The sequence below is a fragment of the Methylocapsa aurea genome, from assembly GCF_000746085.1.
Classification (GTDB): Bacteria; Pseudomonadota; Alphaproteobacteria; order Rhizobiales; family Beijerinckiaceae; genus Methylocapsa; species Methylocapsa aurea.
Window position 1 is genome coordinate 59156 of the sequence record NZ_JQKO01000004.1, and the last position, 21273, is coordinate 80428.

Annotated in this window: 33 protein-coding genes and 1 pseudogene; 15 read left to right on the forward strand and 19 right to left on the reverse strand. The window is 59.5% G+C overall.

From position 1 onward, the window contains the following. The first annotated feature begins 61 nt into the window (after positions 1 to 61). From DL86_RS03340 to DL86_RS03360, 5 genes are all read left to right on the forward strand, one after another. Positions 62 to 544, forward strand: a complete 483-nt coding sequence (locus tag DL86_RS03340) for a hypothetical protein (protein ID WP_036258242.1) — start codon at positions 62 to 64, stop codon at positions 542 to 544. Between the two features lie 197 nt (positions 545 to 741). Then, positions 742 to 948 (forward strand): DUF2188 domain-containing protein, encoded by a 207-nt coding sequence (locus DL86_RS03345; RefSeq protein ID WP_036258243.1) that lies wholly within the window; start codon positions 742 to 744, stop codon positions 946 to 948. A gap of 141 nt (positions 949 to 1089) precedes the next feature. Continuing rightward, positions 1090 to 2874, forward strand: a complete 1785-nt coding sequence (locus DL86_RS03350; RefSeq protein ID WP_036258245.1) for a DEAD/DEAH box helicase — start codon at positions 1090 to 1092, stop codon at positions 2872 to 2874. Next, entirely contained in the window at positions 2861 to 3103 is a 243-nt protein-coding gene (locus DL86_RS03355) for a hypothetical protein (protein WP_036258247.1), read from the forward strand. Before DL86_RS03350 ends, DL86_RS03355 begins: the two co-directional genes overlap by 14 nt. 74 nt (positions 3104 to 3177) lie before the next feature. Next, positions 3178 to 3432 carry a hypothetical protein gene (locus DL86_RS03360; RefSeq protein WP_036258249.1) on the forward strand — a complete coding sequence of 85 codons (255 nt, stop codon included), beginning with the start codon at positions 3178 to 3180 and terminating at the stop codon, positions 3430 to 3432. A gap of 3 nt (positions 3433 to 3435) precedes the next feature. On the opposite strand, the gene DL86_RS03365 is transcribed toward DL86_RS03360, so the two are convergent. The 4 genes and pseudogenes from DL86_RS03365 to DL86_RS20785 all read right to left on the reverse strand — a co-directional run. Then, a complete protein-coding gene (locus tag DL86_RS03365; protein WP_036258251.1) occupies positions 3436 to 3888 on the reverse strand; it encodes a putative toxin-antitoxin system toxin component, PIN family in 453 nt (150 codons plus the stop codon). Continuing rightward, positions 3866 to 4102, reverse strand: coding sequence for an AbrB/MazE/SpoVT family DNA-binding domain-containing protein (locus tag DL86_RS03370; protein ID WP_036258254.1), 237 nt, complete (start codon positions 4100 to 4102; stop codon positions 3866 to 3868). Before DL86_RS03370 ends, DL86_RS03365 begins: the two co-directional genes overlap by 23 nt. 159 nt (positions 4103 to 4261) lie before the next feature. Then, positions 4262 to 4552 carry a recombinase family protein gene (locus tag DL86_RS20685; protein WP_425348892.1) on the reverse strand — a complete coding sequence of 97 codons (291 nt, stop codon included), beginning with the start codon at positions 4550 to 4552 and terminating at the stop codon, positions 4262 to 4264. 127 nt (positions 4553 to 4679) lie between these two features. Continuing rightward, a pseudogene (locus DL86_RS20785) lies at positions 4680 to 4791 on the reverse strand (hypothetical protein); the annotation flags it as partial. Positions 4792 to 5060: 269 nt separating this feature from the next. Here DL86_RS20785 and DL86_RS03380 point away from each other — a divergent pair. Beyond that, positions 5061 to 5645 carry a hypothetical protein gene (locus tag DL86_RS03380; protein ID WP_036258256.1) on the forward strand — a complete coding sequence of 195 codons (585 nt, stop codon included), beginning with the start codon at positions 5061 to 5063 and terminating at the stop codon, positions 5643 to 5645. 137 nt (positions 5646 to 5782) lie between these two features. On the opposite strand, the gene DL86_RS19630 is transcribed toward DL86_RS03380, so the two are convergent. Then, the gene (locus DL86_RS19630) at positions 5783 to 6295 is read right to left on the reverse strand and encodes a CCDC34 family protein (protein ID WP_156964451.1); all 513 of its coding nucleotides are present in this window, start codon (positions 6293 to 6295) and stop codon (positions 5783 to 5785) included. Between the two features lie 171 nt (positions 6296 to 6466). Next, positions 6467 to 6709, reverse strand: coding sequence for a hypothetical protein (locus DL86_RS03385; protein ID WP_036258257.1), 243 nt, complete (start codon positions 6707 to 6709; stop codon positions 6467 to 6469). A gap of 505 nt (positions 6710 to 7214) precedes the next feature. Between DL86_RS03385 and DL86_RS03390 the strand changes: the two genes are divergently transcribed. Genes DL86_RS03390 through DL86_RS03395 form a run of 3 tightly spaced genes read left to right on the forward strand, consistent with a single transcriptional unit; the run spans position 7215 to position 9175 of the window. Beyond that, complete coding sequence (locus tag DL86_RS03390; RefSeq protein WP_036258259.1) at positions 7215 to 8123, forward strand: ArdC family protein; 909 nt, start codon at positions 7215 to 7217, stop codon at positions 8121 to 8123. A 36-nt stretch (positions 8124 to 8159) separates the two neighbouring features. Then, positions 8160 to 8567 carry a hypothetical protein gene (locus tag DL86_RS18560; protein ID WP_156964452.1) on the forward strand — a complete coding sequence of 136 codons (408 nt, stop codon included), beginning with the start codon at positions 8160 to 8162 and terminating at the stop codon, positions 8565 to 8567. Beyond that, positions 8564 to 9175, forward strand: coding sequence for a hypothetical protein (locus tag DL86_RS03395; protein ID WP_051952596.1), 612 nt, complete (start codon positions 8564 to 8566; stop codon positions 9173 to 9175). The genes DL86_RS18560 and DL86_RS03395 overlap by 4 nt, the downstream gene beginning before the upstream one ends. A 290-nt stretch (positions 9176 to 9465) precedes the next feature. Here DL86_RS03395 and DL86_RS03400 read toward each other — a convergent pair whose 3' ends face one another. The 4 genes from DL86_RS03400 to DL86_RS03415 form a co-directional block, all read right to left on the reverse strand. Continuing rightward, positions 9466 to 9978 carry a hypothetical protein gene (locus DL86_RS03400; RefSeq protein ID WP_156964453.1) on the reverse strand — a complete coding sequence of 171 codons (513 nt, stop codon included), beginning with the start codon at positions 9976 to 9978 and terminating at the stop codon, positions 9466 to 9468. After that, positions 9975 to 10319 carry a hypothetical protein gene (locus DL86_RS03405; protein ID WP_156964454.1) on the reverse strand — a complete coding sequence of 115 codons (345 nt, stop codon included), beginning with the start codon at positions 10317 to 10319 and terminating at the stop codon, positions 9975 to 9977. The genes DL86_RS03400 and DL86_RS03405 overlap by 4 nt, the downstream gene beginning before the upstream one ends. Before the next feature lie 210 nt (positions 10320 to 10529). Beyond that, entirely contained in the window at positions 10530 to 11255 is a 726-nt protein-coding gene (locus DL86_RS03410; protein WP_036258263.1) for a hypothetical protein, read from the reverse strand. Beyond that, positions 11255 to 11602 carry a hypothetical protein gene (locus DL86_RS03415; RefSeq protein ID WP_156964455.1) on the reverse strand — a complete coding sequence of 116 codons (348 nt, stop codon included), beginning with the start codon at positions 11600 to 11602 and terminating at the stop codon, positions 11255 to 11257. The genes DL86_RS03410 and DL86_RS03415 overlap by 1 nt, the downstream gene beginning before the upstream one ends. 190 nt (positions 11603 to 11792) lie before the next feature. Here DL86_RS03415 and DL86_RS03420 point away from each other — a divergent pair, with 190 nt between their 5' ends. Then, positions 11793 to 12371, forward strand: a complete 579-nt coding sequence (locus DL86_RS03420) for a recombinase family protein (protein WP_036258265.1) — start codon at positions 11793 to 11795, stop codon at positions 12369 to 12371. Between the two features lie 123 nt (positions 12372 to 12494). Here DL86_RS03420 and DL86_RS03425 read toward each other — a convergent pair whose 3' ends face one another. Next, complete coding sequence (locus DL86_RS03425) at positions 12495 to 12824, reverse strand: helix-turn-helix domain-containing protein (RefSeq protein WP_036258266.1); 330 nt, start codon at positions 12822 to 12824, stop codon at positions 12495 to 12497. Continuing rightward, positions 12821 to 13165 (reverse strand): type II toxin-antitoxin system RelE/ParE family toxin, encoded by a 345-nt coding sequence (locus tag DL86_RS03430; RefSeq protein WP_036258267.1) that lies wholly within the window; start codon positions 13163 to 13165, stop codon positions 12821 to 12823. The genes DL86_RS03425 and DL86_RS03430 overlap by 4 nt, the downstream gene beginning before the upstream one ends. A 670-nt stretch (positions 13166 to 13835) precedes the next feature. Here DL86_RS03430 and DL86_RS03435 point away from each other — a divergent pair. Then, entirely contained in the window at positions 13836 to 14063 is a 228-nt protein-coding gene (locus DL86_RS03435) for a hypothetical protein (protein ID WP_036258268.1), read from the forward strand. A gap of 127 nt (positions 14064 to 14190) precedes the next feature. Beyond that, complete coding sequence (locus DL86_RS03440; RefSeq protein ID WP_036258269.1) at positions 14191 to 14571, forward strand: lysozyme inhibitor LprI family protein; 381 nt, start codon at positions 14191 to 14193, stop codon at positions 14569 to 14571. Positions 14572 to 14612: 41 nt separating this feature from the next. On the opposite strand, the gene DL86_RS03445 is transcribed toward DL86_RS03440, so the two are convergent. From DL86_RS03445 to DL86_RS03475, 7 genes are all read right to left on the reverse strand, one after another. Further along, positions 14613 to 14966, reverse strand: coding sequence for a helix-turn-helix domain-containing protein (locus DL86_RS03445; protein ID WP_245276211.1), 354 nt, complete (start codon positions 14964 to 14966; stop codon positions 14613 to 14615). Then, a complete protein-coding gene (locus tag DL86_RS03450) occupies positions 14926 to 15330 on the reverse strand; it encodes a type II toxin-antitoxin system RelE/ParE family toxin (RefSeq protein WP_036258271.1) in 405 nt (134 codons plus the stop codon). The genes DL86_RS03445 and DL86_RS03450 overlap by 41 nt, the downstream gene beginning before the upstream one ends. A 102-nt stretch (positions 15331 to 15432) precedes the next feature. Further along, positions 15433 to 15669, reverse strand: coding sequence for a hypothetical protein (locus DL86_RS03455; RefSeq protein ID WP_156964456.1), 237 nt, complete (start codon positions 15667 to 15669; stop codon positions 15433 to 15435). Positions 15670 to 15715: 46 nt separating this feature from the next. Continuing rightward, complete coding sequence (locus DL86_RS03460) at positions 15716 to 16225, reverse strand: hypothetical protein (RefSeq protein ID WP_156964457.1); 510 nt, start codon at positions 16223 to 16225, stop codon at positions 15716 to 15718. Further along, complete coding sequence (locus tag DL86_RS03465) at positions 16222 to 16758, reverse strand: J domain-containing protein (protein ID WP_036258274.1); 537 nt, start codon at positions 16756 to 16758, stop codon at positions 16222 to 16224. The genes DL86_RS03460 and DL86_RS03465 overlap by 4 nt, the downstream gene beginning before the upstream one ends. After that, the gene (locus DL86_RS03470) at positions 16755 to 18602 is read right to left on the reverse strand and encodes a type IV secretory system conjugative DNA transfer family protein (protein ID WP_162180386.1); all 1848 of its coding nucleotides are present in this window, start codon (positions 18600 to 18602) and stop codon (positions 16755 to 16757) included. Before DL86_RS03470 ends, DL86_RS03465 begins: the two co-directional genes overlap by 4 nt. 1 nt (position 18603) lies before the next feature. Next, positions 18604 to 19356 carry a SprT family zinc-dependent metalloprotease gene (locus DL86_RS03475; RefSeq protein WP_084572672.1) on the reverse strand — a complete coding sequence of 251 codons (753 nt, stop codon included), beginning with the start codon at positions 19354 to 19356 and terminating at the stop codon, positions 18604 to 18606. A gap of 87 nt (positions 19357 to 19443) precedes the next feature. On the opposite strand from DL86_RS03475, the gene DL86_RS03480 reads away from it, so the two are divergent. The 3 genes from DL86_RS03480 to DL86_RS03490 all read left to right on the forward strand — a co-directional run bounded on the left by DL86_RS03480 (position 19444) and on the right by DL86_RS03490 (position 21256). Then, positions 19444 to 20061 (forward strand): hypothetical protein, encoded by a 618-nt coding sequence (locus DL86_RS03480; RefSeq protein ID WP_156964458.1) that lies wholly within the window; start codon positions 19444 to 19446, stop codon positions 20059 to 20061. Between the two features lie 2 nt (positions 20062 to 20063). Continuing rightward, entirely contained in the window at positions 20064 to 20462 is a 399-nt protein-coding gene (locus tag DL86_RS20415; RefSeq protein WP_051952604.1) for an ankyrin repeat domain-containing protein, read from the forward strand. A gap of 398 nt (positions 20463 to 20860) precedes the next feature. Then, positions 20861 to 21256 carry a plasmid mobilization protein gene (locus DL86_RS03490; protein WP_084572673.1) on the forward strand — a complete coding sequence of 132 codons (396 nt, stop codon included), beginning with the start codon at positions 20861 to 20863 and terminating at the stop codon, positions 21254 to 21256. Positions 21257 to 21273: the final 17 nt, after the last annotated feature.

A 21273-nucleotide genomic window follows, 5' to 3' on the forward strand; every position in this document is an offset into this window, starting at 1 on the left:
GTCCGCCGAAGCCTTGGCGTAGGAGGGCGGCGAAGGCGGATCGCATGGAAGGTTTCAAATCATGTGGCGGCGTGACGTTTGTTTACGGCCCGAATGGGACTGGGCATCGAAGCCCGAACACTGGGAACAAAAAGCAGCCGAGGCGCGGCGCGGCATGGACAGGCGTATTCCAGAACTCAAAGCTGCGGGCTGGAGTGATGCTGACGCCGGGCAAGTCGCCCGTGACTATCTGGAAGAAATCGAGGTTTGCAGCATCAATGTGGAATTGCTGAACCGCACAGGGTCATTCGATGACCCGGCATGGATCGAGCGGCGCTGCCTTGCCGCCCGCGAACGAATGGACGCTGAAACAGACCCCGTAATGATGCTTGGCCGCCGTAAGCTGGTCAGAAAATGGAACGAGGAAATTATGCGGTTTCAGGCCATTGTGCGGATCAAATCACGCATCGCCTGCGGGAATCAGGCCGGGGCGGAAGCCGCCTATCGTGAATTTTCAGAATGGATGAAGCGACCGGATCGAAAAGACTTCGACGAGACCGGATGATCAGGGCCGCCGACTGGATCAAGTGCGGAAGGTTTCGCGCACCGCACCCCCGGCCTTAGGCGAGGGGATTGAGGCGGCGCTTCCAGTGGCCGGGCCGCTCTTGCAAAGTTTAAGAGGCAATCCCACATATTGCGCCATACCTTCCAGACGCGACTACAACTTGTAGTGCGGCATGACCTCGGCGGAGTGACCGGAATATGGATAAGGACCAATTGTTTGTGGAGCGGCGTCCGCAAGGAGATTATGCCGTCAGGAAACCAAATTCGGAGAGGGCCAGCGACGTTCTCCCCACCCAGGCGGAAGCCATTGAGCGGGCAAGGGAACTGAACCAAGGAAAGCCGCCATTGGTCGAGCGTGTCCGCTACACCGGGCGCGGCAAACCGGACAAATGGCGGAAGCCATAGCCCCGCATCACCATTGAATCTCCGCCTCGCCATTCCTTCCATGAGGGGCGGCAGCAAACAATTCCTTACCCACCACCGCCGGCGTGCGCATGAGGCTCTTGCCATGCACAGCAATCGCCGAGCGGCTAGAGGACAATAACATTGTCTTTCGACCAAGAAATCACCGTTGCCGACAATCAGCAGCTCCGCATTCCGCAGCGCGAAGGTTGGGTCCGCATAAGAGATCATTTCCAGCAGGCCGACGCCACGCGCGAGGTCGGAATTGTCCTTCCTGTAGGCTGCGGCAAGTCCGGCCTAATCGCCATCACGCCTTTTGCTATGGGCGCACGGCGCGCGCTGATAATAGCGCCCGGTACACGAATCCGAGGTCAGCTCGGCAATGACCTGAGGGCTAACAGCGCCACAAACTTTTACGATCGCTTCGGCGTGATTTCAGGCGATCAGGAGCTTCCGGAGACAACGATCATCGCCAGCGGGCGCGTGAACCTTGACGACATCCGGCACGCTGACTTTTCGGTTTCCAATATTCAGCAGATCGCCGGCAACGAGAACCGTTGGCTGGACGATCTTGAAGCGGATTTCTTCGATCTGATTCTGGTCGATGAAGCGCACCACAACACCGCCGAAAGCTGGCAGCAGGTAAAGAGGCGCTTTCCCTCCGCCCGTATCGTAAATTTCAGCGCCACCCCCAGCCGCGCAGACGGCGGGTTAATGGAAGGAGAGATCATCTACAGTTTCCCGGTTCTTCGAGCGATCGAGGCGGGCTATGTGAAGCGTCTTCGGGCGAAAATGCTGCGCCCAACTGAACTGCGCTATGTGGATCGCGCTGATGGGCAAGAGCGCCTGATCGACGCAGACGAGGTCAGGCGACTCGGCGAAAGTGACGCGGAGTTTCGCCGCGGCATTGTCATGTCTGACCAAACGCTCTGCTCGATAGTGGACCAGTCGATCGGCGAGCTTCGGCGTCTGCGCAAGGAGACAAGGGAGCCACGGCTCAAGATCATCGCGTCCGCCGTCAATTACGACCATTGCATCCAGATCACTGAAGCCTTCCGGACACGCGGGCTTCGGGCCGCTTATGTGCATTCGCGTGAAGGCCAAGCGAACGACCGTGTGTTCCAGCAGCTCGAAAACCACGAGTTGGATGTCATCGTTCAGGCCCGTATGCTTGGAGAGGGCTTCGACCACCGCTACCTCGCGGTTGCGATGGTGGGGAGCATCTTCGCTAACCTGAGTCCTTTTGTGCAGTTCGTCGGCCGCATCATGCGGGCGATCGAGCAAAACCAACCCGGCCATCCCACTAATCAGGGTGTCGTTGTTTTCCATGTTGGGGCGAATGTCGCTCGCCGATGGAACGATTTTCGGCAATTTAGTGAGGCCGACCAAGGGTTCTTCGCCGATCTGCTTCCGGAAGTGGAAGACGTTAACTTCACCGGCGACACAGTGGAGCGCGAGCTGGGTGGGGGAGGCGGGCTTGCGCCCGTCGAAATCTTGGAAGAAAGGGGCGTCCGCGCCGCCGACATGGACCCGATCGGAGATCCACAGGCGGCAGCTCTCCTCCAGCAGCTTGCGGACCTCGGAATTACGCCGGATCAGGCAGCCCAAGAGATTCGGCGTCTTCGGACCACACGGCAGGATCGCAGGGAAGCCCGGCGCGGCTCTTTGAACGACCGTGTGCAGAACGAGAGCGGCGGCATTCTTGGGCGTCTCGGCATCGCACCCGGAGGGAAAACGCTCGACCCGAGGCGGCGGACGCGTAATTTCGTGTGGACGGCCTCAGAGCTGCATCGCCGTGTCAACGAACGCGTCGGCGGTGCTGCGGCCGATCGCCAGAATTTTACGCTTGAACAACTGGACACGGCGCATACGGCCCTTCCGGAAATCGTGCAGGCATTCGAGGAGCAGCTTCGCGATGCCGCGCCCTAGATCCCTCATTGTCAGCATGGAGATCACGGTTGCCGGCAGCTCTCACAACTGCCGGAACAACGATAGCCATCGCATCGCGAAGGGTGTGAAGCGCCTGACCATCAAGTCCGATGGCGACAAACAGCATTATTGCCTCGGCTGTGCAAAGGGCTTTCTGGTGAAGGATGTAGAGCGATTACGCGCGATCCTTGCCGAAATTGAAAGCGGTGCTCCGCCTGCCGCAGCGTAAAGGCATTTTGTTGCATAAATCCGGTGTCAAAAACCGGGGGATTCACACCGACTCCGCTTTGCCAGGGTCATTAGATGACCCTGGCATGGATCGAGCGGCGCAGCCTTGCCGCCCGCGAGCGATTGGAAGCTGAAACAGACCCCATAATGATGCTCGGTCGCCGTAAGCTTGTCAGGAAGGGGAACGAGGAAATTATGCGGTTTCAGGCGGAGGTGCGTATCAAATCACGCATGGCCTGCGGGAATCAGGCCGGGGCGGAAGCCGCTTATCGTGAATTCGCAGAATGGATGAGGCGGCCGGATCGAAAAGACTTCGACAAGACCGGATGACATTCACCGGCTTTCATCTCTTGTGGCATCCGGGACAAGTTCCGTCAGGAAAACCCGCGCGGTGAGAATGCGCACGGTCCGGTATTGACCGAGCGCCAGCAAGTCCTTGTCGCCCGTTACAATCGTGTCGGCTTTCGCGGCGAGAGCGGCGGCAAGCACATGGTCGTCGTCGGGGTCGCGGCACACCGCGCCGATCTCCGGCAGCGGCGCACGAAGCATGGAGCCGATTTCCTGAAGTTCGGCACACCATGCAATCGCGTCCTCTTCGCTGTGGCCGTAGGCATCACGCAGACCCGCACGGAGGAGGGACCGCCGGGCTTCCACAAGCAGGATAGGCGACAGGTGCATGGCAAACATGCCCCGGTCCGCCAGCTTCAGAACCCGGCCCGGAACGCTCTCGGGGAACAGGAACGCGCTGACAAGGATCGAAGCATCAAGAACGGCGCTCGGCGGCATACGCTTTGCGTTCTTCATCGACGATGGCGAGGATTTCAGCTTCCTGCGCCGGGGTTGGTTCACGGCGTCCGGCGATGCTGACGGGCCGCAGCAGGATCGCGCCGCTTTCCGTGACCTCGGCTTCCAGATAGTCGCCTTCCTCCAGCCTGGCCGCTTCCCGGATGACGAGAGGCAGGGTGATTTGCGCGGCGCGGCGCACCTTCACGATGGTCATTGGCAATCCCTTTCAGAAAATACGAATTTATTAATCTACAAATTTAGTATAGCACTTGATGCCAAGCTATAGCTAGAGCTTTCGTCTCCTGCCCTCCGAAGCCTCTTGTCATGCCGAAGCCTTCCTGGCGAAGGCTGATGGCGAAGGGGATAGCATGACTCACCCCTTCATCAGCCGTCGCCGCAACGTCGATGGATCGACGCCGAGCGTGCGGGCGATTTCAGCTCTGCCTTCGCCTTCGCCTTCGCCTTCGACAAGCATGCGCCGCGCATAATCGAGCTGGTCGGCGCCGAGTTTCGCCGGACGGCCCACATGCCGCCCGCGCCGTTGCGCCGCCGCCATGCCCGCCTTGGTCCGCTCCGAAATCACGCTGCGCTCGAATTCGGCGATGGCCCCGACCATCGAGAACACCATGCGGCCCGCCGCCGTGTTGGTGTCGATCCCGTCCATGACCGACTGAAAGCCGATATTCCGCGACCGGAGATCGTCGAGGATTTGCAGCGGGTGGAGCGCCGACCGCCCGAGCCGACCGCCCGAGCCGGTCGATCCGCCAGACCGCCAGGGTATCGCCTTCCCGCACCGTCTCCAGCGCCGTCAGCAGGACGGGCCGCGCCGACACGGCTCCCGGACAACCCCTGATCCTGAAACACCCTCTCGCAGCCCGCCGCGTCAAGCGCGTGCGGTTGCATGCCGAGGTTCTGTTCATCCGTCGAGACGCGGGCGTAGCCAATTTTTATGGCTGGGATTCCAAGTGCTCCCTTTAGAACGGTATAATCCTTTTATTTTCAATAACTTATGAGGTCAGAGCGGACCGCTTAAAAGGGTTCTGCTTTAAGCGGTACGGATTCCCATCGTTCAGTGCCGATGGTGTCGATGCACAAACGCTAAGTAAAAAATCTATTACTTAAGCATATATTATAGTATACTTATCGAAACAACATTCGGGCTGCGAGGATTTATGAAAATTTCCGTATTAGAGATAGCAAAGACTAAATTAAGACAAGCCTACAGGCTTGCGTCCGCCTATGCCACTCCCCGCAACTTCGACGCAACGGAACGCGTGAACTTCTATGCAGATGCTGTTCTCAATGTCCCTCTCGGAAGCGCGCTTGCACAGCAGTCCGTGTCTGGCATTTTGAAGTACGCGGACGATTTACCCGACGTGGAGGAACGCGTTGAAGCCTACAAGAATGCCGCCGCCTTTTCCTCTCTCGACAGCGCACCTGTGCGGCAGGCCGTGATTGGCCTCTTGAAGAATGCAGACGATCTGCCCGACGCGACGGCACGCGTGGAAGCCTACAGGTTTGCCGCCTACAGGTCCGGTCCTTCTCCCGACACTGCGCTTGCACAGCGGGCTATGGCTGGCATGTTCAAGCATTCGGACGGCCTCCCCGACGCGGCGGCACGCGTTGAAGCCTACAGCTTTGTGGCGGAGTACGCCTCTCCCGGTAGCGATCTTGAAAAGCAGGCGAAGCAAAAACTCAAAGAACTCCAATCTACAACACAGCCACAAATCTCCAAGCCGGCTGCCGCGCAGCTATGAAGCCACGCGAAAATATAAAACGCATCGCGGAAATCCGATCTTGAAAAGACGGGCGGCCGCTTTCCGGGCTGCCGGCAGCGACACGGATCAAATTTGTACCACAGTAATGTTGTTAGCATTGTTAAAACATCATAAACTCAATGAGTGTTGTAATACCAAATGCCAGCGATTATTACGCATAAAACGAACCTTGGATGCCAAGTTACAATCCACTTAACTGCCACAACGACAGCAAAAATAATACCGCAACCAATAACTATATTAATAGTCGATTGTGACGCATTGCGAAGCATATAGAACAACCCGACTACGCCGACAAGGATCGTCAACCATCCAAAATTCCAGGACGAACCGGCGGATCGCGTGTCAATCGGTAGATAATCCTTCTGTTTATTTTGGCGTTTTTCCTGAATTTGGCGCGACAAGTTGTCGGATAATCTCTGCTGCTCTTGCTTTTGCTGCTTTAGATTTCTGGTCAGTTTTGCCTCGGTGTCACTCCATTCCAAGTATTGTTTACGGGCTGCTTCAGTTCTTTCACGGTGGGCTCTTTGCTGTTCTCGTGCTGCTCGCTCAGCATTTTCCCTAAATGCCTGATCTCGCCTTTGCCGTTCTCGTTCTCGTTCGAAGCGCGCCCAGTTTTCATCGACCATTTCCGGCTCCTGAGGATTTCGATCGCGAACTCGTGCTAACGTCCGACAATATACATAATCTTCCAGTACCGCCGGGGTTGCAAGGTCATGCCTTTATGGGATGACCCTACCCGGCGTAAGCCCCCCAGCGTGATAACCAGCATTGGGGAAATTCTTTACAGGCAGCCGTCCTCACCGTCGCCTTCCGGCTTTCAAATCCGCAAGGGCGCGTTCCGCCGCCCTTGTCGCCCGGCCCCGCCCCGACGCCTCTCCTTCTCCGAAGGCCGCCACGCCGCCGCCTTTCAGGGCTTCTTTCACATCGTGAAAATCCAGCCCGATCACCTGCCTTTCGGGCGGCGCGGCCAAGGCCCGCAACGCCCGAACCACGCGCATCATCCGGTCAAGCGCCGGATCGTCTGCGGACTCTTCGCCCATTCTGACCTCCTTTTGAATGGATGCCCGCCCCGGTGACGCGGATGCGGTTGCTGTCCGTTCAAATCGGGCGCTTTGCCCGGACTTCTGCCCGACTGATGGATTCAAATCATATCACCACCCCAATAACCAGAACCCCGCTGTAGGGGCGTGTCCTTCGGACCTGGCTCTAGGCGCAAGAGCGCCCGAAGCCGCGAAGCGGCGTCTTCGCCCATTCGGGTAACGATCCATCACGCAAAGCAAGAAGAATTCGACAGCCTCCGGCTGGCTTTGTCCCGTTTGAAAGCGGGGCTGCCGCCCCAGGCCGTCAAGGCCAGGCCCTGCGGGCGCTTCTGCCGGTCTCCCCATCTTTCACCCGCCAAGAGGCGGGCTGCCAAGACGGCCGCGCCGCCCTCCGGGTGGGTGAGACCCCTCCGGCAGAATCGGCCCTGACGGCCATCCCCCGCTCATTGCCGCGTGGCTAGCAGGGTTGCATGCGCAACCCTTTTAGCAACGAAGGAAAAAGGCAATGAAAACCGATATTTATCAGCGTGTCACTAACCAGATTGTCGCCAGTCTGGAAACCGGAATCCGGCCATGGATGAAGCCGTGGAGCGGCGAGCATGCGGCGGGCCGGATCACCCGCCCCTTGCGCGGCAACGGCGTTCCCTATCAGGGAATCAACGTCCTGATGTTGTGGGGCGCGGCCATGGAGAAAGGCTATTCCGCCCCGATCTGGATGACGTTTAAACAGTCGCTTGGCCTTGGCGGAGCCGTCCGCAAGGGCGAGCATGGGAGCCTTGTTGTTTATGCCTCTACCTTCAGCCGCACCGAGGCCGACGAGTCGACCGGGGAGGAGTCGGAGCGGGATATTCCCTTTTTGAAGGGCTACACGGTTTTTAACGTCGAGCAGATCGACGGACTGCCCGCGCAGTACCTCGCACCGGCGGAGCCGCGCCTTGATCCGGTTCAGCGCATCGACCGCGCCGAGCGGTTTTTTGCCGCGACCGGCGCGACCGTCAGGCATGGCGGGGACCGGGCTTTTTACAGCGTCGCATCCGATCATGTGCAGATGCCGCATTTCGAGGCGTTCAGGGACGCGGAGAGCTATTACGCGACCTTGGCGCACGAGCTGACGCACTGGACGAAGCACCCGTCACGGCTGGCGCGTGAATTCGGGCGCAAGCGGTTTGGCGATGAAGGCTACGCCATGGAGGAGCTTGTCGCCGAGCTTGGCGCGGCCTTCCTGTCCGCCGACCTTGATTTGACGCCGGAGCCACGGCCCGACCATGCCGCCTATATCGCGAGCTGGCTGAAGGCCCTGAAAAACGACAAGCGGGCGATTTTTACCGCCGCGTCATACGCGCAACGCGCCGCCGATTTTCTGACCGGCAAGACCGAAACCGTCCCCGCCACCGTGCAGGAGGAGGCCGCGTAAGCGGCCCCTCCCAACAACAAGAAGGAGAAAGCGACCATGACTAAATTTCGATTTGCCCCGATGACCAACTTTCTTGACATGCGCTGCCCGCAATGCGGCGACGAAACCGAGATCGACATAGCCGCGACCGTCTGGGTTCGCGTTTGCAGCGACGGCACGGATGCAGACGCTTCCGGCGACGGCACGCACACCTATGAACCGGACAGCCCCGCCCATTGCGGGCATTGCGGTTTTCACGCCACCGTCGAGAAATTCGAGCGGCCCGCCGCCGACGGCGAGGCGCGCGACATCGAGGACGAGACGCCCCCGACCGCCGAACGCGCATTGTTGCGAGAGATTCTTGAACGCCTGTCATCCGGCCCCATGCCGGACGAGGAACTTGCCGGGCGCATCCGGGCGCTTGGCATCGTGCCGGACTGGCAGGCCGCAGGGGGCGCAGCATGACCGCGCAACTCGGATTCGCCAACCTTCTGACCGACGCGGCCACCGCCAACGAGCGGCGGCAAATGGACCGGGCGACCTCGCACTTGCCCGGCACGATGGAGGAGGCGTTGCCGTGCTATCGACGCATGATCGAACGGCATCACGCCGCCATGCAGACCGCCGCGATCAACGAGGCCATGAGCATCAGGGAGGAGGCGCACCTTCTGGCCGCCAAACTGAACGGCGGCACATGCGGCATTATCGCAGGGCCGGACGCGCCCGGCTGCATCCTTGAGCGGGAATCCGCCGCGCCGCCGGACTCCGCTCCCCTGTGGGGACAGGCGGGCGAGTTTGTCGTCACAGTTGGCGCAATGCGCGTCAGGATCGAATTACACGGCATGTTCGGGATCGGCAGCACGTTTTGCCTGTTCCCCGGCTTTTACGCCCATGCCGTAGATCGGGACCGGCCATTTTTGAGCGAAACCGGGTTCCGCGCTTTCTTCGGCGTGTCAGGCCAACTCATCCCCGGCCTGACCACGGCGGATTTTGTCCGCGAGACGATTGCCGCGCATGTCAGGCAGGAACTGAAAGGAAGGCTATCATCGATAAAGGCCCGCCAGAGTGCCTGACGGACTGAACCGGCCCACGTTACCGGTTGCGCCATTCAGGTGCGGCCGGTAGCGGCCGCACGTTTTTTTGCGCCCCAGGGCGAGCCCTGCCGCCGCACCCCGCCCTTGGGGCTGCGGCCGATAGCGCCGCACCGCGATCTTCGTTTTGGGCTAGATCCCGGGAACGGACAAGGTCGACGATGACAGCCTCGGAGCATCGGGTAAAATCCTCACGCTGGGAAATTCGATTTCAGGAAATCATGCAGCGTCGGCGCCGCTGCGTTCAAGACTGTCCCAATCCCGCTTCCCCCTTAGCGAAATCCGCTTCCGTCCCACCGGATGCTACGCAGCCCGCCGCCATGGGCGTGCATGTAGATTACGGGAACGGGGCCGCCTTCAACCCGCACGCGCGCCCCCAGCGTTTCCAGCGTGAGCTTTAGCAGATCACCGCGCCGGACATAGATATTGACCGAACAGACTTGCATCCCGCAGGCCAAGCTGCGTGTCCCGTCCGCGCACCTGATGCCTTCATCGCTGATGATGAGGTCCGCCTTGCCATCGCCGGTGAGATCACGCTCGATGACCGATGCCGGGTCGATCTGCCCGTTCTTGCCGTCGCACGCGCCTGCAATTGCTTCGGCGACGAGGTAATTCGCGGCCTTTGAGCGGGCTGCCGCTGCAACCGGTAAATAGGCGAGGATTGCAGCACAAACGACAGTTCGCGTTAAGAAGGGCCATATCATGCGACGTATTTCTTTGCTGATTTTTCCATTTATCATCCTGCCGGTTTTGCCCGCGAAGTCGAGGCCCTTAATCGGTTTCATTTTGGCGCCTTCGCGCATCGCATATATTCGACGACCTTCCCCTTGGTGGTTTCTCGCAAATGCCCGTTAGGCAGGATTTTCCAGCGCAGCGTGAGATTGTAGGTGTCACCCTCCCCGGCGCAGGAAAGCTGGACAAGCCACCCGCCACCGTCCGGAGTGGCGTGTTTTGTCGTGCAATCGAATTCGTGCCCTTCTATCCCCTTGGCCGTGATCCTGAAGGGGCCGGCTCCGCTGAAATCACAATTGCCCGGCTCTCGCGCCCAGGCACCGAGATAGGAACGATCTATTGCCAGCGCCGGGCTGGAGATCAAAAGCAACACCGGGATAAGATATTTAGTCAAGTCGCGCACTCCCGCTTTAAAAGGGGGCCATTCAACGAAAAACTGCTATGAGAAAAAGAGCTGGGTTCATATCGATTGGCTCAAAGACGTTGCTGGCCAATAGCCCAGCACATGCGCGGTAATCGTCTCGCGATCTTACAGGAACCGGCAACAAGCGCACTCGCGATTTGTCCTGTTGAGTTTGAAAGCTGTGGCCAACAGAGTGCGCAATCAGGGACCGGGGACTCGCAACGTGTCCGGAACGCGCGTGGTCTGAGCCGTCCCCGGAACCTGGAATTCAGCGGAATTCGGAGCCGGAGCGTTGCCCGAAAGCTTCTGCCTGACCGCCTCCGGCATATTGCGCTTGAGATCGGCGTCGAGTTCGTCAAGCTGTTTTGCTGTGATACCCGGTTTGTCGACAGCGGCGCGGGCGTCGTCAACTTTCTTCTGGAACTGGAGGAGTTTCTCCCGCTCCTGCTGAAGCTTTTGCTCATTCTCCTTGGCGGCTTTGAATGTTTCCCATTGTGGCCGGGAATCCGGGATGGCATGGGGGTCTACGGTGTCGAGAGACAGTTCCGCGCCTCTCTGATCGAAGACGCGCTTGCCGTCTTCCGTCTTGAACACCATCCGGCCGTCCGGCAGCCGGAAAGCCGACGATTCAAGCTCTTCGCGGCGCTTGCGGGCGTCATCCAGGGCATGCTCGTTATCCATAAGGGCATGCACGACGCCCGTATCGTAGTCCTCAAGCTGGTTTCGGAACGTGGCAATCTGCCGGTCCGACGCCTCCATGAGGTCGTCGAAGAACTTCTTCTCTTCTTCTTCCTGATGCTGTTTTTGCTGCCTGTGTTCCTCGAAGACGCGTTCATTCTCCTCCTCAAGAGCGCGTGCCATACGGCGTTTGTAGGCCGCGTGCTCCTCGAATATCTCCATAAGCGTGAGTTGTTCCGCCAGTTCCATCAGTCCCCGCAGCTCTTGGCCACCAATGCCCCGATAATCGCGCCGGGCGTAAATTCCGAGTACCGTCCGAAGGCAGCGTAGATCAGGTTAATCGACTCCGGCTTCTCGTAAAACCAGTCGTAAATGCATTTCATGCTCTCGGTCTTCTTGCCATCCCGCTCATATCGGGCATAGGCCAGCCCTTCGACCACGCCAGCGATGTACGGGTAGCGTTCCTCGGCTTTCATCTTCTCCATGACAACCTTGGCCGTGAAATCGGTGGCCCAAGCGCCCGTTCCTGTCAGGGGAAGGAGAACCAGAACTGTGGAAATATAGCCCCTGCGTTTACTTGTTTGACGATCGCTCATAATCGACCGAATACGTTTCTATTTTCGTAATTCTGATCGTTGTGCTATAATTATGCTGTATACTCTTGAATCTATGCAATTTTGCCCGCATGCGGAGCTTCGGAGCGGATTCGAAAATCGAGAGCACGGATAGGGTCGATTATGTGCCAGGGCGCGTGGCCGTTCGCTGTCGCCAATTGATTGATTTAGAATGACAAAAATTGGGTATTTGAGGGTATCGACACAGGAGCAGCGTCCGGATCGGCAGATCGAGGGCCTTCGGAACCGATGCGATTATCTTTATATGGAGACGCTCTCCGCCGTCAGTCCGCGACGGCCCATCTTTGAAACCGTTATCGAACGGCTCGGACCGGGAGATACTCTGGTCGTGTGGGACCTGGATCGAGCGTTTAGGTCGGTTCTCGACGCGGTCACGCAGGCGGAGCGACTCCGGCAGAAGGGCATCGAGTTTCAGATCGCGAATCTTGAAATCGACACCGCGACGCCCGCCGGCATGCTGGTCTACACGGTGATGAGCGCCTTCGCCGAATTCGAGCGCCGTCTTCTGGTGCAGCGGACCAAAGAGGGACTGGCGGCGGCCCGAAGGCGCGGAACCCGCTTGGGCCGCCCGCCAAAGCTGGATGACGCGCAGCTCGATCAGGCTCGCCAACGGCTGTCGTCTGAAAATGAGACCACCGCAAGTATCGCGAAAGAATTCGGCGTGGCGCCCTGGACGCTGACACGATCCCTCCGGCGGCAATGTGCGAAGCCGCTTCCCTTAGGGCCGTAACTGCGGGCCACCCGAGGGCTTGAAAGCACTATCTGCTGTGGCCCGGGTCTATCTCAGAATGATTGAAAAATTGCCAGGCGCGTTTGAAGCCGATCCGCGAATTCCCGTTGCGCGAACACGCGCTCACCGCACTTGCGGTGCCGCAACCGCGCTATGCCGGCGTGGGCTGAAAGTGACGTTCACTTCGACATCCTCGTCGAGCTTGCCGAGGATCGCGATCATCCTGTCGAGCGTGAAGCGTCGAAGCTGGGCATTGCGGATGCGGGTGAACTCAGAGTGCGAAACGCCCGTCAGCTTCTCGGCGTCGCGTGTCGAAAGCTTGCGCTCGTCGAGAATGTTGATGATCTTCGCCGCCGTAATGGCGCGCGCCTGTTCGAGCCCCGCGTTAGGGTGTCCAAAGTCGCGGAAGACGTTGCCGCTGCCGCGCACCAGTTCCATGTCGTCGTTTTTCATTTCAATGCCTCCTTCAATCGCTTGAGCCGTTCCCGGATAAGATCGACCTCCATTTGCGGTGTCTTGATCCCTGACTTCGATTTCTTCTGAAAGGCGTGGACCACCCAGATATCCGCGCCGATCTTGACGGCATAGAGCGCACGGAACGCATCGCCGCGATACCGGAGCGCAATCTCGAACACACCGCCGTCAACACCCTTGAATGGCTTTGCCTTGTCAGACTTGCCGCCCTCGGCCGCGAGGGTGAGCGCGTCGAGCATGTCGCTTTGCACGTCTTCGGGAAATTCCTCGAAGTCCTTCCGCGCCGCCTTGATCCATGAAATCAGCCTCGTGTCTCTCATTAAGCCTATGGTGACAAATTTGTCACCATTTTGCAAGTCCTTTGTTCATCCCCGCAAAATACACTCGGTCGGAAGAACTTTGCATCGCTCGAAAAATGAGCCTGAAGCAACGGTTTATAGCCATTTTTGCCCGAGGCTCTTCCAATCGGCCGATCGGGGCGTCAGCCCGTATGGATTCATGCCTGTCCGCTGGCTGATATCTCTTGCAACAGGCCACGCAAGCGCCCGTCACCCGGTCCCGTCCGTGCTTTCCTGAGGCTTCCTCCTCACAGGGCAGAACAGGCAATAACCGCCGCCCGGCCATCACAGTTGACAGGACGGGCAGACATCCCACCTTCGTTCCATATCTCGCAGGACGCCGCACCGGTTCCAGACCAATTCCCCGTTGTGAATTCAATGCCAGACGCTTCGGGGCCTTTGGTTTCACGACAGATTGCAGTGCTTCCCGTGTTGATCCCGTATGCATGCCGCCGCTCCATCACCGGGCTTGATCCCGCACGCCAGCCTTGAGTGCCAACCTATCGGAACGCGGCCCTATGGCCGCAAGCACTTCTTCGGTTCCCCCTGAAGGTCTCCCCCAAACAAGCGCGTTGCGCCCGGTCCTATGCGCTCCGCTCACGGAAAGGCACGGCTGGCATGGGGTCAGCCCGGAACTTAAAGGAGCAAGACAATGGCTTACGGCAAAAACAACACGAAGAAAGCACCACAACGCGAAACCACACCGCCGACACTGATCGCCTGGCACGTTTCGGAGCGCGGAGAAAAGAAGTTCTGGAACCGCATCGGCGCTGCCTGGGAGCACGAAGACGGCGAGGGCCTGACCCTGCAACTCGACCTGCTCCCGGCCACAGGTGGCCGCATCGTTCTCCGCAAACCGAAGGAGGACGAACAGGCCTGAACGAAGAGGAGCCGGGTTCGCCCGGCTCCTTTCTCTTTCACTCAACGCCCACACATGGACTCCTCAGCGCGTTCGGATTAGGCGTCTCCAGCTGCCTGAACACGGGCCGCTGAATGGGGACAATCTCATGCAACGTCCTTTTCCGCTGATTATTCCGGCGCTCGTCGTGCTGACTTCGCCAGCCGCCGCCGAGATGTTCGGCGAGGATTACCCGCCGTGCGGGGACCGATCCAATACCGCCGACATCGTCGATTGCATCGAGGCAAAAACCAAAGTCTGGGACGAGCGGCTGAACAAAGCTTACAAGGATTTACCGCAGCGGCTCGACGCCCGGCAGCTCGGCCCGTTGAAGGAGGCGCAACGCCACTGGGTCAAGTTCCGGGACGCGAATTGTACTTTTTACGACTCGCAGGAAGGGACCATCCGCCAGATTCAGGCCGCCGAATGCATGCGCTCCATGACCAAGGACCGGGCGCTCGAACTCGAAAGCGCGATGAAATTCGATTGACCAATGGAGATAAATGTACTCGTTGCCCGGAGGGCGGACCTCTACAGGATCACTTCAAGTCCCTTGCGGCGAATCACGTTCAGCAGAACGAGCGCAGCACCTGTCGGCCGTTTCGCGCCGCGTTCCAGTTGCGAGACATAGCCGACCGTCAGGTTGAGATGACGCGCGAACACCGCCTGGCTTAAATGCGCCTTCTCCCTCAACGCCCGAATTTCTTCGCCCGTTATCGGCTCGGCTTTCGGCACTTCATTCTCTCCGAGATGCCGCATGGTGATTTTCGCGTAAGCCCCCTCATCGAGCAGCTCGCCGCGCCGCATGTCCCTGGCTGTTTCAAGCAGGGCTTTCGTCAGCCGGCTAGGTTTCTTTTTTTCTCTGGTCATTTTTGCTTTGGTCATTGTCTACCTCCTGCACAAAACCGTCCGCTACAGCGCGAGCAAGCTTTGCGTCATTTGCCGTGAGCCACCCCGCCGCGATGTCTTGCAGCGTCGACAATTCGTCGTCATCGATGTTCTCGCGCTCGCTTTTGGCGAAGCCGTAAAGGAATATCGCCCGACTGCCTCGCCGGTACGCGATCAGCATGCGGTAGCCGCCCGACCGGCCCTGTCCCTTTCTGGCGACCCTCTGTTTGATGATGTCACCACCCAGTTCTCCATCGACAAGGCCGCGCTCCGCGCGCTCTATCGCTTCGCGCAAGCTGTCGTCGCCGATCCGTTCCCGCCGTGCGTAGCGCACGAACCATTTCGTTTTAAAAATCCGCAAATAGCCCTCATAACAATATAAACTATAACACTATGAACTATACTTGGCAAGGAAGTTTTTGCCATACCATCGAATGCAGCCCCGCGCGGACTATCCGGCCATTCAGCCCCTGCGCCAGATGAACGGCGGCCAGTCCAGCGCAAAGAGCTTCACCGCAGGGCATTCCCCGGCAAACGCGACTTTCCGCCAGCCCTGCACTCCGATGTAAAAGCATTGCGTGTAGCGAATGCATTTTCGCCCGTCGGTGTCGCATTGATAGGTCGTCAGCAGATGCGGCGTGCCGATCTGCGACGCCGCCATGCAAATTCCAAGCACTACAACCGCTCCGTTGATCTTCACGGCTATTCTCTTTCGCCATTATGCACATGACTCCGGGAGCGCGTTTTCAGCGTTCCCTTTTCCCCGGCAGCAACTTCCGGCTCTGCCCGATCGCGAGCCGTGCGGACGACCCGGACCGCGCCGCATCGAGGGCTTCGAGTGGCTCTGTCCAGAATTTCCCGCCGCAGCTGTCGCGGCAGATAAAGGAACGGCCGGTCTTGCGGGCGCCGCAGACCAACGTTTTGCATCGGGCGCAGAGCGTCCAGCCCGAGTCGGCCGCGCACCAGGCGCAAGACACCGTCGAGACATCCACATCCTCGGTCCGGACCCGGAGCGCTTCCGCCGGGCGCAAAAGCCCCTGCAGCCGCTCTATCGTCGACTGATGCGATTCAGTCTTGTCGATGCTCTCGCACCGGAAACGCTGCGCCGCAGAATAGCGGGCGAAGGTCACGCGAAACGCGCGGTCGTGCCTCGCGCAGGCAAAATCGAGCACGAAACGCTCCGGCGTGCCCGTCGCCTCCCGCAGCCTGGCAAGCTCCTTTTCCCGCTTGATCGCCAGTTCAGATTTATGGCTCATTTCTTCCATCCTTTTCGCTTGAGAATGAGGGCGCGCGCGGCTGTGGCCTGTTGCGCCAGAAAGTCGGAACCGCCCTTGTCGGGATGGACGCCCAGCATGATCCGCTTGAACCGCGCATCCAGGTCCTGCCGGGTAAAGGGTTCCGTCAAAGCGAGCAGGCTCAACGCATCGGCATAGTCGTCACGCGCGGCTTCGCCTTGTCCCGCCATCTGGCGGCGGAACTCGTCCCACGGCATGCTGTCGCGGAATTCCGCGCGCCAGATCTTCCGCTGGGCGCGCAACTCCGCAGCTATGGCCACCCATTTTTCGGCGTGGTCGAGCGCATATTCGAAGGGCCATGCCGCCGCGACCGCGAGCGCTTCGCCGGCGATATCGGAAAGCTCCATTGACAGGCTGATGAGACGCGCCAGCAGCCCCCATGCCGCACGGGCCACACTCATCGAAAGCACGAACAAAAAATACAGGACGACGGCGATGCCAAAGAGGTTGCACGGCATGCAGGTATCCGCGCCATGCGACAGTGCGGACGTCATTGCGAATCTCCATTTTCGAAAGGGTCGGGCATGTAGCGCCCGCGTGGAAACAGCTTGTCGTAAGGCGTCCGGCGCAGCAGGAACGCTTCGCCTGTCTCTGTGAACACGGCCATGTTGCCACTGGCGCGGCTTGTCGCTTTGGCAAGCTCCTGCGCGTCGCGCAGGTTTGCGGCTCCCGCCAGTTCCCAGTCATAGCCTTCGGGGCCGCGCATCTTGCGCCATAGAACCCGCTTGCCGAGGCGCTCGGACAAATATCGCGCCGTGGTCTGATCGTTCATCGCGAAGGCCTGCCACATGCCGGCATTGCCCATGAATGTTTCCCAGTTTTGGGGATAGATCTCCTGAACCTGGCCGAGGTTCTGAATGATCGGCCACAGCTTGACGCCGTAGCCCGCCATCAGGCCCGCAGCCTTCGCCAGCTGCTGGAGACGCCCGAGGGCGTAGAATTCATCGAGCAGGAACAGCGTCGCGTATTTGCGTTTTCGCCCTTCGGCGGCCGCGTGGAGGGCAAGGTTGACGAACAGGCGCAGGAATCGGCTGTGTATTTCCAGATATTGCGGCGGCAGCACCAGATAGATCGTCGTCGCGCCGTTGTTCAGATCCTGCAAATTAAAGTCCGACGGGGCGAGGGTCCGGCGCATGCCCGTGCTGTCCAGCCATTTCGTATGAGAGATGGCCGTTGCGATGACATCGCCTTTGGCATTCTTGCCGGCCTGCAGAACCAGCGACGCAGCCGCCTGCGCCAGCCCGCCCATTTCCTCCATGCCCCGGAAGGGAGGGTTCGCCTCCGGGTTGCTTTCGAGCGGCGGCCCGTCGGGATGGATGAGGAGATCTCGCACCGTGCCGAGATGCTTGTCCTCCTTCGGAATGTCCGGGCTCATCACAACGTAATCGATCAGGCCGCTGATGATGACTCTCGCTGAAATGTCGAAGAAATTGTCCTTCGCTTTTGTATCGGGAACGACGAGCGCGTCCGCGATCAGCTCGACGCGCTCCGCATAATCGTCGGCGCCGGGGTCGAGGCTGGCCAGCGGATTGAAGCGCGCCTTGCAGTCTTGCAGCAGAGGATCGCGGATTTCACCCAGGGGATCGAGAATCCGCACCGTCTGACCGAGCGGATGCGTCAGACCTTTCCCGCCCTTGCCGCGCGCCAATGCGGTGACAAGGGCATTCTGACCCTTCGGGTCGATGACGAGGGCCGAGCCGCGCCAGGTGATGAGATTGGGAATAATGACCGAGCGGCCCTTGCCCGCGCGGTTGGTCGCAATCGTGCAGACATGGCGGTCGTCGCTGAAACCGACGATCCATTTGGGATCGTACATCGATGCGCCCAGCAGCACCTGTCCCGGCCGCCACGGATTCGCCCATTCATCCAGCAGCCCGGAGAAACGCGACGTGCCGCCCAGCCCGACATGCCGCCCCGCCAGGAACCAGCGCAGCGGACGGGTCGCGCGGCCGAGCAAGATCTTGAACGGCCGCATCCCGCCCCATGCGAGCAGGGCGGCCATGCCTGCGGTTAGCACGGTCTCGCCGGTCCACGGCTGCAACGCCAGGCCGATCGACGCCGCCAGCACGATAAACGCCGCCCAATGCGCGGCCCAGCCGATGACCCGCCGTCCAGCAGCCGACTGCCACATGCCAGCGGTGCGCTGGTTCGTCATCGAGTCTTGCAGCCCGGCGGCCGCGACCACCCCGCAGAGCATCAGCCCCCCAAGGATCGCCGGGCCGTTTGAGTAAAGCTGGCGGGCATAAGCCGCCGGTGCATGGTGCAACAGGAACTGCGAAAACGGGTCCGCAAACTGTAACCAGACGAACCCGCACGCGATGGCGACAATCAGGCCCATACTATGACTCCGTCGTTTGCAGGGTGAGGGCAGCCGGACGGTCAGCCGGCATCGCCTCGCTGTCCGCATCGTCTGCATTCATGAGGATCGGCTCTGCTTCGCCGTCAGCCGCAGCGCCGTCCTGCGCCAGCGGCGGCACGCGCATCGCGCCATGCTTCGGGCAATGCGGCGGCCCGCAATCCTTGATCCACCGCGCGGCGACGCGGACCGTGTACCCGCAGCCCGCGCCGAGGCATTCGGCCTTGAGCATGCGTGTACCCTGCTTCTTCGGCCGGTCCGCCACGGCTTCGCCGGCCAGCGTCACGCGATCGAAGTTCAGCCTTGCGTGCGGAAACGGCCCCAGGGACGAAGCGAGCTCGTTTAAACGCTCCCTGAGGACCGCGCCGGGCATGGCGTGCCGCATCTGCCCTTCAAGCCCGATCCTGAGCGCCGCTTCCCTGAATTCCTTGCCGTGCTTGGCATCCGGCGGCAGCGCGGCATGCACCAGTTCATGCACGAGGATTCCGAGCACTTCCGCAGGGTCGACGAAATCGGCGCGGATGATGATTTCGTGATGGCCGTCATCGGATGCGCCGGCATGCCAGCACTCTCCGGCCACCTTTCCCTTTTTGCCGTGCGATGTGAACGCGACGGCGAATCTGATCTTGTCCGGAAGCGTCAGCCCAAGCTTGGCGAAATAGGGGCGCAATTCATTGGTGGCCGCGCGCAACCACGATTCCCGGCTTGCGTGCCGGTTCCTTTGCCTGGCTTCCATTTTACGCGACTCCTGAGTATTCTCACTCAGATTGGGGCGAGGATGCCCTTTGTCTTGGTCGCGTTCTGGTCAATGTGGAGAGGAATCGTGACGGACTTCGATCAAGCGAAGCGCGATAAGACACGTCGAACGCTGCTGAACTACATGGAACACCACGGTATCGGTGTGCCGCGCCTGGCCAAGCGCATTAGTGAAAGCACTGAGAGGGACTATAAAATTCCAGTAAAAACGCTTCAGCGCTTTCTGGGCGGGCATATTCGAACCAATGACCAGTACGTCGGGATATTCCATCAGTTTGCGCAAATGAACGAGCCACCCGATCCTGTAATCAATGCTGGCGAAGCACTGGCCGCTTTTTATGGGGACAACGTCCGCCGTGATTATAGCGGCTCGTTTCACGCCACGACGCAGATGGGCGAAGCTTCAGAGGTCACGATTTCCAAAGAGGCAGGATTTTGGCGGGTCAAGGAAGTGACTGCGACCGGCGGGCGTTCTATCTTTGACGGAGTAGCGGTCTGTTCAGGTGAAGCGGCGTTTTTTGTGTTGAAAGACCGGCTTGCAGGCCTGCCGCGCACCTACACCGTATGGCCTCAAGCAGATGACAAGCTGTGTGGTTGCGGCACAACGGTCAATTTTGTGAGCTTCGATCCTGGCGCAGCCATGGTCCCGCAGACACACCCCTTCGAGATAACACTGAGGAGATAGCCATGCCAACCATCTCCGAGGATGAATTTCAAAAGCATCTTCGTGGCGCTTTCGTCACGAACCCGGCTGCCATGGACGCGACGGAACAAGCCAATCTCAAGCGAGTATTAGGCTATCTACTTCTCGACTCAGCCTACGACGGCATGTTTGATCGCGTTGTGGCGTTACTTGAAAGCGGGGCTTCCGTTGATGCCACGGACGAAAACACGGGAATGACAGCCCTGCACATCGCGGTCGGAAGGAATAACCTGGAAATTGCCCGGATACTTGTCGAGCGTGGCGCATCGTTTATTGCGGACAAACAGGGGCGGATGCCTTCGACAGTCGCCGCCGAGTGCGAGGTAAGCGAAGAACTCTGCGATTTCATTGCGGAAGCCGAAGCCCGTGCCGAGGGCGTTTAAACGGTCTCTGTCCGGGGCATTACGCGACTTTGACTACCCCCGTATGCATGCGCGATTCCGCTGCACATCCTCCCAATTCACCACACCAATTCAGCAAATATGCCCTTTTGTCCCGGCGTATTCGATACGACAAAAGACATATTCCAGCGTATACGTCTGAAAATATTAGCAAACTCGAATTCAAAATCTGGTTGATTGAAAAGTACAGAAATATTCAATATTGTACAAAGTTGCCGGATGAGTTGTTTTTAACCCATAGGCTTCCCCTATATCTGTTGAAATCGTGAGTTGTATGGCCATATACTAAGTATAGGGGATAGCGAGCAATGTTTTTGTCAGACAAAAACGCTCGTCAGGGGGGCATCCCCTGAAACCCCGCTGGTAAGCGGCCATGACACATGACTCGACAAACACCACCCTTCCGCAGAGGCGGAAGGCCTCGCAAACCCGACTCCGAAAAACGCAGGCTGCTCATCTCGGCGCGCGTGCGTCAGGACGAGATGGCGATCATCGAGGGACGCGCGGCGGAAAACAATATCCCGCTTTCGGACTTCGTCCGGGAGCAGGCGTTGTCCGGCGCCATCCTGGTCCGCAAGTCGCGGAATTTGAGCGCGATCGATCGGCACGACCTCGCCCGGATCGGCTCGAACCTCAACCAGATCGCACGCGCCTGCAACGCGACCGGCGACACATTCCGCGCGCGCCACATCGAGTCCACCCTGGACGAGTTGCGCCGCCTGCTCAGGCGCATCGACGCGCCGGGGCAGCCCCTGGATGAACTGGGCGAAGGGTAGAAACACCAAAGGGCGCG

Bases quoted from the DNA above. Each gene is read 5' to 3' on its own strand.
- DL86_RS03340 (WP_036258242.1), top strand. From the start codon at position 62: ATGTGGCGGCGTGACGTTTGTTTACGGCCCGAATGGGACTGGGCATCG.
- DL86_RS03395 (WP_051952596.1), top strand. From the start codon at position 8,564: ATGACCGCGCAACTCGGATTCGCCAACCTTCTGACCGACGCGGCCACC.
- DL86_RS03445 (WP_245276211.1), bottom strand. From the start codon at position 14,966: ATGACCAAAGCAAAAATGACCAGAGAAAAAAAGAAACCTAGCCGGCTG.
- DL86_RS03420 (WP_036258265.1), top strand. From the start codon at position 11,793: ATGACAAAAATTGGGTATTTGAGGGTATCGACACAGGAGCAGCGTCCG.
- DL86_RS03380 (WP_036258256.1), top strand. From the start codon at position 5,061: ATGAAAATTTCCGTATTAGAGATAGCAAAGACTAAATTAAGACAAGCC.
- DL86_RS20415 (WP_051952604.1), top strand. From the start codon at position 20,064: ATGCCAACCATCTCCGAGGATGAATTTCAAAAGCATCTTCGTGGCGCT.
- DL86_RS03475 (WP_084572672.1), bottom strand. From the start codon at position 19,356: ATGGAAGCCAGGCAAAGGAACCGGCACGCAAGCCGGGAATCGTGGTTG.
- DL86_RS03355 (WP_036258247.1), top strand. From the start codon at position 2,861: ATGCCGCGCCCTAGATCCCTCATTGTCAGCATGGAGATCACGGTTGCC.
- DL86_RS03390 (WP_036258259.1), top strand. From the start codon at position 7,215: ATGAAAACCGATATTTATCAGCGTGTCACTAACCAGATTGTCGCCAGT.
- DL86_RS03345 (WP_036258243.1), top strand. From the start codon at position 742: ATGGATAAGGACCAATTGTTTGTGGAGCGGCGTCCGCAAGGAGATTAT.
- DL86_RS03365 (WP_036258251.1), bottom strand. From the start codon at position 3,888: ATGCCGCCGAGCGCCGTTCTTGATGCTTCGATCCTTGTCAGCGCGTTC.
- DL86_RS03465 (WP_036258274.1), bottom strand. From the start codon at position 16,758: ATGACGTCCGCACTGTCGCATGGCGCGGATACCTGCATGCCGTGCAAC.
- DL86_RS18560 (WP_156964452.1), top strand. From the start codon at position 8,160: ATGACTAAATTTCGATTTGCCCCGATGACCAACTTTCTTGACATGCGC.
- DL86_RS20685 (WP_425348892.1), bottom strand. From the start codon at position 4,552: ATGGACGGGATCGACACCAACACGGCGGCGGGCCGCATGGTGTTCTCG.
- DL86_RS03470 (WP_162180386.1), bottom strand. From the start codon at position 18,602: ATGGGCCTGATTGTCGCCATCGCGTGCGGGTTCGTCTGGTTACAGTTT.
- DL86_RS03370 (WP_036258254.1), bottom strand. From the start codon at position 4,102: ATGACCATCGTGAAGGTGCGCCGCGCCGCGCAAATCACCCTGCCTCTC.
- DL86_RS03400 (WP_156964453.1), bottom strand. From the start codon at position 9,978: ATGAAACCGATTAAGGGCCTCGACTTCGCGGGCAAAACCGGCAGGATG.
- DL86_RS03415 (WP_156964455.1), bottom strand. From the start codon at position 11,602: ATGAGCGATCGTCAAACAAGTAAACGCAGGGGCTATATTTCCACAGTT.
- DL86_RS03425 (WP_036258266.1), bottom strand. From the start codon at position 12,824: ATGAAAAACGACGACATGGAACTGGTGCGCGGCAGCGGCAACGTCTTC.
- DL86_RS03360 (WP_036258249.1), top strand. From the start codon at position 3,178: ATGACCCTGGCATGGATCGAGCGGCGCAGCCTTGCCGCCCGCGAGCGA.
- DL86_RS03435 (WP_036258268.1), top strand. From the start codon at position 13,836: ATGGCTTACGGCAAAAACAACACGAAGAAAGCACCACAACGCGAAACC.
- DL86_RS03430 (WP_036258267.1), bottom strand. From the start codon at position 13,165: ATGAGAGACACGAGGCTGATTTCATGGATCAAGGCGGCGCGGAAGGAC.
- DL86_RS19630 (WP_156964451.1), bottom strand. From the start codon at position 6,295: ATGGTCGATGAAAACTGGGCGCGCTTCGAACGAGAACGAGAACGGCAA.
- DL86_RS03385 (WP_036258257.1), bottom strand. From the start codon at position 6,709: ATGGGCGAAGAGTCCGCAGACGATCCGGCGCTTGACCGGATGATGCGC.
- DL86_RS03490 (WP_084572673.1), top strand. From the start codon at position 20,861: ATGACTCGACAAACACCACCCTTCCGCAGAGGCGGAAGGCCTCGCAAA.
- DL86_RS03440 (WP_036258269.1), top strand. From the start codon at position 14,191: ATGCAACGTCCTTTTCCGCTGATTATTCCGGCGCTCGTCGTGCTGACT.
- DL86_RS03460 (WP_156964457.1), bottom strand. From the start codon at position 16,225: ATGAGCCATAAATCTGAACTGGCGATCAAGCGGGAAAAGGAGCTTGCC.
- DL86_RS03410 (WP_036258263.1), bottom strand. From the start codon at position 11,255: ATGGAACTGGCGGAACAACTCACGCTTATGGAGATATTCGAGGAGCAC.